This is a genomic window from Kitasatospora sp. NPDC057512 (assembly GCF_042802135.1).
GTDB lineage: Bacteria > Actinomycetota > Actinomycetes > Streptomycetales > Streptomycetaceae > Kitasatospora.
The window spans coordinates 1-6,768 of record NZ_JBHVET010000485.1 but is presented as its reverse complement, the minus strand read 5'-3'; the positions used below and the strand labels follow the sequence as shown (position 1 = coordinate 6,768).

The window sequence follows — 6,768 nt, the reverse complement described above, 5'->3', positions numbered from 1 at the left end:
CTCGTGCTGCCGCCACCAGAACCACCCCCGGAGAACCCACGTGTCCACGCCGTCCGTCCAGTTCCCCGTCACCTGGGCTCCGCGCCGCACCCGCGCCGTACTGCTGCCGGTCTGCGTGCTGATGGTGGTGCTGTTCTCCGTGATGGCCGTGCTGCTCCCGGAGAACTGGCAGCTCAACGACCGGATCATGATGACGGCCAGCGGCGTGCTGTTCGCCGCCGTCGGCCTGATGCTGGCCCGCCCCAAGGTGAGCGCCGACGCGGAGGGCGTGACGGTGGTCAACTTCGTCCGCCGCCGCCGGCTGGCCTGGGCCGAGATCGTCCGGGTCAACTTCCGCCAGGGCGACCCGTGGGCCACCCTCGACCTCGCCGACGGCACCTCGCTCGCCGCGGTCGGCATCCAGTCCGGCGTCGGCAAGGACCAGGCGATCGCGGACGCCCGCGCGCTGCGCGACCTGGTCGAGCACCACGCCCAGGCCTGAGCCCGCGCCCGGGCCCGAAGGCCGGCACCGGGCCTGAGACGCCTCCCACCTGGGGTTCCCCGCCCCCGGCGGGCCGAACGGGCTTCCTACGCCCATCCGGGTATGGTCTACGCTGGTAAAAGCAGGGCAAAGTTCGCCCTGCCCGAAAATCGAGTGCCCGAACCCGACCAGAGGAGTGACACTCCCCCTCGATGGACGATCCGTCCGGTAGTACCTGCGCCGCCTCGCTTCCGCTCCCCGGAAGGCAGGCGGCACTGTGATCACCGCCTGGCTGCTGTTGCTCGCGGCCGTTCTCCTGATCCTCGCCAACGGCCTCTTCGTGGCTGCCGAGTTCGCCTTCGTGACCGTCGAGCGCGGTGAGGTGGAACGCTCCGCGGAGACGGGCGACGCCAAATCCCGCCGCGTCGCCGGGGCCCTGCGGCACCTCTCCTTCGAGCTCTCCGGCGCCCAGCTCGGCATCACCGTCACCTCGCTGGTGGTCGGCATGCTCGCCGAGCCGGCCCTGTCGACCCTGCTCGCACCCGTCATGTCCGCCATCGGCGTGCCCGACTCGGCCGCCCGCGGCGTCTCCGTGATCGTCGGCATGGTGCTGGCCACCGTCGTCCAGATGGTGATCGGCGAGCTGGTGCCGAAGAACTGGGCGATCTCCCGCCCGCTCCAGGTGGCCCGCGCGGTCGCCGCCCCGCACATGGCCTTCTCCCGGGTCTGCCGCCCGCTGATCAGCTTCCTCAACGGCACCGCCGACCGGACCGTCCGGGCCTTCGGCGTCGAACCGCAGGAGGAGCTGGGGCACGCCCGCACCCCGGACGAGCTGGTCTCGCTGGCCCGCCACTCGGCCAAGGCCGGCGCGATAGACGAGGAGTCGGCGACCCTGTTCGTCCGCACCCTCGCGCTGAGCGAGCTGACCGCCGAGTCCGTGATGACCCCGCGCGTCGACGTGGCCGCGCTCCAGCGCGACGCCACCGCCTCCGACGTCATCAACCTGACCCGGGCCACCGGCCTGTCCCGCTTCCCGGTGCACACCGACAGCCTGGACGAGGTCACCGGCATCGTCACGCTCAAGGACGCCCTGGCCGTTCCGGCCGCCCGGCGCGGCCTGGTGCGGGTCGGCGAGCTGGCCTCGCCGCCGCTGCTGGTGCCCGAGACGCTGCCCGCCGAGCGGCTGCTCGACCAGCTGCGCCGCCTCCAGCCGATGGCCATCGTGGTCGACGAGTACGGCGGCACCGCCGGCGTCGTCACCGTCGAGGACATCGTCGAGGAGATCGTCGGCGAGGTGCAGGACGAGCACGACCCCGAGGACCACCCCGAGCTGTTCCCGCTGCCGCCGGTCAACGGCCTGCCGGTCTGGGAGGCCGACGGCCGCACCCGGATCGACCAGCTGGAGCGGATCGGCCTGAACGCCCCGGACGGCCCGTACGAGACCCTGGCCGGCCTGGTCGCCGACCTGCTCGGCAAGCTCCCCGAGGTGGGCGAGCAGGCCGAGCTGCCCGGCTGGCGGTTCACCGTGACCGGTGTCGACCGCCACCGCACCACCGAGGTCCGGGTGGAGCGCACCACCGCGCCCGCGCGCTTCGACGAGGACCGGGAGGAGGGCCGATGACCGTCCTGCAACTGGCCGTCGCGCTGCTGCTCCTGCTCGGCAACGCCTTCTTCGTCGGCGCCGAGTTCGCCGTGGTGTCGGTGCGCCGCAGCCAGATCGAGCCGCTCGCCGAGGCCGGGCACAAGCGCGCCCGCACCGTGCTGCACGCGCTGTCCAACGTCTCCGCGATGCTGGCCGCCGCCCAGCTCGGCATCACGGTCTGCTCGCTGGGCCTCGGTGCCCTCGCCGAGCCGACCATCGCCTCGCTGCTGGAGGGCCCGTTCCACGCGATCGGCGTCCCGTCCGGCCTGATGCACCCGCTCTCGTTCGGCATCTCGCTCGCCCTCGTGGTCTTCCTGCACATGGTGTTCGGCGAGATGGTGCCGAAGAACATGGCCATGGCCGGCCCGGAGAAGGCCGCGCTCTGGCTCGGCCCGCCGCTGGACCGGCTGGCCCGCTGGCTCGCGCCGGTGATCCGGGCGCTGAACGCCTCCGCCAACGGCATCCTGAAGCTGTTCCGGGTGGACGCCAAGGACGAGGTCGAGTCGGTCTTCACCACCGAGCAGCTGATGTACCTGCTGGCCGACTCCCGGGACGCCGGGCTGCTCGACGAGAGCCGCCAGGAGCGCCTGGAGGACGCCCTGGAGCTGGGCCGCCGCCCGGTCACCGAGGTGCTGCTCAAGCCCGAGCAGCTGGTCACCGTGGACACCAAGGCGACCGCCGCCGAGGTCGAGGAGCTGGCGCTGCGCACCGGCTTCTCGCGCTTCCCGGTCACCGACGGCGACCCGGCCGGCCACGGCTACCTCGGCTACGTCCACCTCAAGGACATCCTCGACGTGGACGACCCCTCGGCGCCCGTCCCGGCCCGCCTGTGGCGGCCGATCACGGTGCTGCGCGGCAGCCTCCCGCTGGACGACGCCCTCGGCGCGATGCGCCGGGCCACCTGCCACCTGGCCGCCGTGCTGGACCAGGACGGGCGCACGCTCGGCGTGGTCATGCTGGAGGACGTGCTGGAGGAGCTGGTCGGCGAGATGCACGACCCGGACCACCGCGCCACGGCCTGACGCCCGTCGGCCGGCGCCTCCCCGGAGGGTTCCGGCTTTCGCCGACGGCGTGTCCGCTCCTGGCGATTCTGCCCTGAGCATGCACCCGTTCCCATGCCGGCCACCCTGGTAGCAGGGTGGTCGGCATGAGACTTCTCCTGCTGGGTGGAACCGGGTTCGTCGGACGGGTCGTCGCCGAGGAGGCGCTGGCCAGGGGCTGGGAGGTGACGGCCCTCCACCGCGGCACGCGGTCCGCGCCCGAGGGCGTCCGGGTGCTGACGGGCGACCGCACCGCGCCGGACGGCCTCGCGGCGCTCGGCTCGGGGGAGTGGGACGCGGTGGTGGACACCTGGTCCTGGGCCCCCGCGGCGGTGCGCGACAGCGCCCGCCTCCTGAACGGCCGGGTCGGCCACTACGCCTACGTCTCCAGCCGGTCGGTGTACGACCACCCGCTGGTGGCCGGGGCCGGCGAGGCCGCTCCGGTGGTCGACTCCTCCCCGGACCTCACCGGCGAGGTGCCCTACGCCGAGGCCAAGCGCGGCGCGGAGCTGGCGCTGGAGGCGGAGTTCGGCGGGCGGGCGCTGCTCGCCCGGGCCGGGCTGATCATCGGCCCGCACGAGGACATCGGCCGGCTGCCCTGGTGGCTCGACCGGATCGCCGAGGGCGGCCCGGTGCTCGCCCCCGGGCCGCGCGACCTTGCCCTCCAGTACATCGACGTGCGCGACCTCGCGGCCTGGCTCCTGGACGCCTCGGCGGCCCGGCTCGGCGGCCCGTACAACCTGGTCGGCCCCTCCGGCCACGCCACCATGGGCGGGCTGCTGGAGGCCTGCGTACGGGCCACCGGCTCGGACGCCGAACTGCGCTGGACGGACCCGGAGCGGATCCTCGCGGCGGGCGTCGAACCGTGGACCGAGCTGCCGATCTGGCTGCCGCCCGGCGAGCTGTACGACTTCCTGCACACCGGCTCGGTCGACCGCGCGCTCGGTGCCGGGCTGCGCTGCCGCCCGGTCGCCGAGACCGTCGAGTCCACCTGGGCCTGGCTGCGGTCCGTCGGCGGCAGCGCGCCGCAGCGGAGCGACCGGGCCAGGGTCGGGCTGGACCGGGAGCGGGAGGCCGCGCTCCTCAGGGGCTGAACCGGGGGGCTGGTCCCCCGGAGGCGGGGATCAGCTCCGGCCGTCGATCAGCTCCCCGTACGCCTGGACCAGGTCCGGCAGCCGCAGGGTGGCCAGGTCCTCCCGGCCCGGCGGCTCGCGCAGCAGCGTCAGCCGCAGGTCCCGGTAGGCGCAGGACTTCTCGTACAGGGTGCGGATGAACCGGCCGTTGCCCAGCTCGTCGATCCAGCCCTCGCGGACCACGTGGGTGCAGATGCTGGCCAGCTCCTCGGCGGCGTCCTCGTCCCAGCCGTCGCCGTCCCGGCCGGCCAGCGCGGCGCCGATCGCGGTCAGCTCGCCGGGGCGGTAGCTGGGGAAGTCGACCCGGGTGGTGAAGCGGGAGTTGAGGCCGGGGTTGGTGGCGAGCAGCCGGTTCATGCCCTCGGGGTAGCCGGCCAGGATCACCACCAGCCGGTCCCGGTTGTCCTCGGCGCGCTTGAGCAGCACCTGGAGCGCCTCGTCGCCGTACGCGTCGCCCTTGGTGTAGCCGGAGTTGGAGAGGCTGTACGCCTCGTCGATGAACAGCACGCCGTCCAGCGCGGAGTCGATCAGCTCGTTCGCCTTCACGGCCGTCTGGCCGAGGAACTCGCCCACCAGGTCGGCGCGTTGGGCCTCCACGAGGTGGTCGCCGGAGAGCAGGCCGAGGGCGTGGAAGACCCGGCCGAGGATGCGGGCCACGGTGGTCTTGCCGGTACCCGAGGGGCCGGAGAAGACGAAGTGGCGCTTCGGCGGCTGGACGGGCAGGCCCTGCTCGGCCCGCAGCCGCGACATTCTCAACTGGGCGGACAGCGCCCGCACCTGGCGCTTGACCGGCTCCAGGCCGACCATCAGCGACAGTTCGGCCAGGGCCGCGTCCAACTCCCGTGCGTCGCCTGCGGACCGGAGTTCGGGCACGGCGGCGGTCCGGGGCTGCACCCGGCCGAGGGCGGGCAGCGGCGGTACGGCGGGGCCGGTCGGCGCGCCCGAGCCGGAGCGCTCCCCGGCGGCCTGCGGGGCGCCGTCGGCCGGGGTGCCGTCCAGTCGGGCGCCGCCGGTCACGCTCCCGTCCAGCACGGCGCCGCCGGTCAGGGCCCCGTCCGCCGGGGGCCCGTCCACCGGTCCGGCGTCCACCGAGGGCCCGCCGCCGTTCGACAGCAGGCCGTTGGACAGCAGGCCGTTGGACAGCAGGCCGTTGGACAGCGGGCCGTTGGACAGCGGGCCGTTCGACAGTCCGCCGGGCGCTGCGCCGCTCGACCCCCCGTCGCCGGGGACGGCCGCGCCGCCCGGCCCGCCCGCCTCCCCGAACTCCTCGCCGTACCCGGGCACTTCGGGGTATCCGGCCTCGTCCGGGTAGCCGGGGTCGGCACTCGGCCCGCCCGGTGCGGCGGCGTCGGCCGTGCCCGGGCCCCCGCCTGCCGTGAGCCCGTCCGTGAGCCCGTCCGCGAGACCGTTGGCGAGCCCGTCCGCGATGGCGTCCACGAGGCCGTCGGCGAGCGCGTCCTCGGCCGAGATGGCCGTCAGCCGGGTCGCGGTGTCCATGAACGCCGGGTCCGCCCGGTGTACCGCCCGGTAGAGCGGCAGCGCCGCGGCGCTGCGCCCGGCCCCCTCGTACGCCCGGGCCAGCCAGTACCGCAGCTCCTTGCGCTGCGGCTGCTCGGAGCGGCAGCGGGCCAGCGAGGCGGCCAGCGGGGCCTGGGCCTGGGCGCACATGTCGAGGCGCACCCGCGCCATGCCGGCGAACAGCCCGGCCTCGATGCCGAGCAGCGGGTCGTCCAGCAGGCGGTCGGTGTCCCGGATCAGCTGCTCCCAGTCCTTGAGCAGGTAGGACCGGCAGGCGTACAGGAAGCGGGCGGACGGGTCCTCGCTGGGCGCCGGACACTGCTCCAACGCCCGGTCCAGCTCGGCCAGGTGGCGGCCGTCCAGCCAGTGCGAGGCGTGCGCCAGCGCGAGGTCGCGGGCGTCCTCCAGCACCGGCTGCACCCACCAGCCCAGCCAGTACCAGGAACCGAGCGGCCGCCGGTGCAGTCGCCGCTGCTCGCCGAACCGCTTCTGGTGGCGGTACATGGCCAGCAGCGCGGCCGAGGTGTCGCTGCGCAGCGCGTGCAGTCCGAGCCAGGCGTCGGCCATGCCCGGGTCCAGCCGGACGGCGGCCCGGAACTCCTCCTCGGCCCGGGTGTACGCACCGGCCGTGTAGGCGTCCATGGCGCGCAGCCAGGCGCGGTCGGCGAGCCGGTCCGGCCCGCCCGCCGTGCTGTCGGAACTGTCCACCGTCGTCACTCACGCCCCCCGCGGTGCGGCCCGGGGCTCGGCCGGCGGGTTGCCTGCGCCTAGCCTGGCCGGTGGTCGTCGACCCCCTGTGGCGCGACTGCGCCTGCCAGGAATCGTACCGGCGCGGCGCTGATCCGGAAGGGTGCCGCACAGGGTCAAATGCGATCGCGCGAGCGGCCGTTGAGCGGCCGGGCGACGAAACGGGCGGCGGGGGAGCGGGTTTCGGAAGGGGACCGGACGGCGCCCCCGGCTCACGGGGGAACAAGC

At 74.6% G+C, this 6,768-nt stretch carries 5 protein-coding genes; 4 read left to right on the top strand and 1 reads right to left on the bottom strand.

The window, feature by feature from the left end; all coding sequences use genetic code 11:
- Positions 1-40: 40 nt before the first annotated feature.
- From ACFU6K_RS26985 to ACFU6K_RS26970, 4 genes are all read left to right on the top strand, one after another.
- A complete protein-coding gene (locus ACFU6K_RS26985; RefSeq protein WP_380667218.1) occupies positions 41-481 on the top strand; it encodes a PH domain-containing protein in 441 nt (146 codons plus the stop codon).
- A 256-nt stretch (positions 482-737) separates the two neighbouring features.
- On the top strand, positions 738-2,081 hold the full coding sequence (locus ACFU6K_RS26980) for a hemolysin family protein (RefSeq protein WP_380667214.1): 1,344 nt from the start codon (positions 738-740) through the stop codon (positions 2,079-2,081).
- Positions 2,078-3,124, top strand: a complete 1,047-nt coding sequence (locus ACFU6K_RS26975; RefSeq protein ID WP_380667212.1) for a hemolysin family protein — start codon at positions 2,078-2,080, stop codon at positions 3,122-3,124. Before ACFU6K_RS26980 ends, ACFU6K_RS26975 begins: the two co-directional genes overlap by 4 nt.
- 125 nt (positions 3,125-3,249) lie before the next feature.
- Positions 3,250-4,236 (top strand): NAD-dependent epimerase/dehydratase family protein, encoded by a 987-nt coding sequence (locus ACFU6K_RS26970; RefSeq protein ID WP_380667210.1) that lies wholly within the window; start codon positions 3,250-3,252, stop codon positions 4,234-4,236.
- Positions 4,237-4,266: 30 nt separating this feature from the next.
- Here the strand turns inward: ACFU6K_RS26970 and ACFU6K_RS26965 are convergent, their stop codons facing one another.
- Positions 4,267-6,435, bottom strand: a complete 2,169-nt coding sequence (locus ACFU6K_RS26965) for an AAA family ATPase (protein WP_380667216.1) — start codon at positions 6,433-6,435, stop codon at positions 4,267-4,269.
- Positions 6,436-6,768 lie beyond the last annotated feature (333 nt).

Excerpts from the sequence above, each read along its gene's own strand:
- ACFU6K_RS26975 (WP_380667212.1), top strand. The coding sequence starts at position 2,078 with ATGACCGTCCTGCAACTGGCCGTCGCGCTGCTGCTCCTGCTCGGCAAC.
- ACFU6K_RS26970 (WP_380667210.1), top strand. The coding sequence starts at position 3,250 with ATGAGACTTCTCCTGCTGGGTGGAACCGGGTTCGTCGGACGGGTCGTC.
- ACFU6K_RS26965 (WP_380667216.1), bottom strand. The coding sequence starts at position 6,435 with ATGGACGCCTACACGGCCGGTGCGTACACCCGGGCCGAGGAGGAGTTC.